The 1673-nt window shown below is 34.5% G+C and carries 2 protein-coding genes; both read right to left on the reverse strand.

Annotation, left to right across the window (positions count from 1 at the left end; all coding sequences use genetic code 11):
- Window positions 1-184: 184 nt before the first annotated feature.
- On the reverse strand, window positions 185-967 hold the full coding sequence (locus U881_RS0100830) for a hypothetical protein (RefSeq protein ID WP_024652957.1): 783 nt from the start codon (window positions 965-967) through the stop codon (window positions 185-187).
- Window position 968: 1 nt separating this feature from the next.
- On the reverse strand, window positions 969-1673 hold a 705-nt coding region (locus U881_RS10325; protein WP_200861705.1), incomplete at its 5' end, for a right-handed parallel beta-helix repeat-containing protein.

The raw sequence follows: 1673 nt of genomic DNA on the forward strand, positions 1-1673 counted from the left end.
TATACTTCTTGCATCACAAACCGCAAATACACCCTTATCTTTAAGAACAATTGGTTCACCAAGTCCACCAATATAACCTTTAGAATCAAGATAATCACCAAGTCCAAATTGTATGCGGATATTACTATCCATAATTCTCTTTTTTATCTCTTCATAATCTTCATTACTAATACTCATAACAAACTCACCAATCATATCTGTAGAAACACAGATACGCTAAATTCTTAGGTCTAGTCTCATCATAACCGCTAGTCTCTGTACGATCAGGAAATTTATATTTCGAAATATAATCACCATATGACATATCATAAACAAAGTAATAATTACCCACACCCCAATCACCAGACCTCTTAAGCTCCCGAAAACTTTTTATCAAATTACCATCAAAATCAATTTTGCTCGTATCGATATAGTGATAATGCTTCTCATAAGAATCACCCTGAGTATCTCCAATACTACGCACATAATCATAGGAACCATTATTGTCATAATGTCTTAAAAACCTGCCTGCAAGACTTGGAGCAGATGATATCCCAAATTTTTCTCTTACAAAGCAATTTTCAGGAAGACTTCTACCATCTGGCAAACAGAACTTTTTAGTAGCTTCAAAAGCCTCAATTAATTTTGACCTAGTAAGTTCTGATCCTTCTCGTGCAAATTCACAAGTCAAAAAACCTGGATAAGTATTCTCTAAACAAGTTGCAATCAAATCTTTGATATAAGAATCCAAAGTATCATCATCTGCAGAAGGCGACAAYCCTCTGTTAATTGGATAATATTTTCGATTCTCACTACTYTTTCCATCGCAAATAGCAAACAARCCCTTATCCTCAACTACAATTGGTTCACCAAGTTTACCRATATAAGTTTTAGCTTGMTCCATATTCCCAACTCCAAACTGTATCTTTACATTATCAGCCTGCAAGCGCCTTTTAATTTCTTCAAAGTCATCATCACTGATAGCCAAATTATGCCACCTCCTCTTTATCTTTAATATTTTCTTGATACATACTCACGTCAACAACACGAGCACTAACATCAGAGTTTTTTATAATCTCCACACCAAGCTCATTTTTCACAAAAAAGTCACGAATCAACAAATCTAACGAATGAGTCTTAAGTCCTACTTTGTTTTCTACAAAATTGTTCTCAGAAAGCCTAGCAATTACAACATCACCAAGATTTAATGCAACACCCGTATTGTTACTAAATTCACCACCAGTGATCTTAATGCTAGAAAATCGAGTAAAGTTCAATCCATTTATATTTTTTTTGACAACTCCTCCCCTCATTATTGCATTCACTCCCTCCGCAACAGACGCATTCTTATTGGACTCAATTTCAATTCCAATTAAAGTCAGATTGTCAACACCATCAATTTTAAAACCATGATTTGTGTGTCTGAAAACAACATTTTCTAGCAATATTTTGGGAACACTCGTAATTCGCAAAGCCAAGGCCTGATTGTACAAAAATGTGATATTTTTAAGATACACAAAACTGGCACTATCTAAATATACCGAAAACCTCTCTTCTTCTCGCAATCTATAACTTGAACACAATCTCAAAGCAGTATCACCACAAAAAGTTTTATCTTCCAAAAATGAATCCAAAGGTTCATCACTAAGAGAACCACCTCTAATCAACAGTTCACTAATAGGCTTATGCCACAA

The organism is Borrelia persica No12 (genome assembly GCF_000500045.1).
Classification (GTDB): Bacteria; Spirochaetota; Spirochaetia; order Borreliales; family Borreliaceae; genus Borrelia; species Borrelia persica.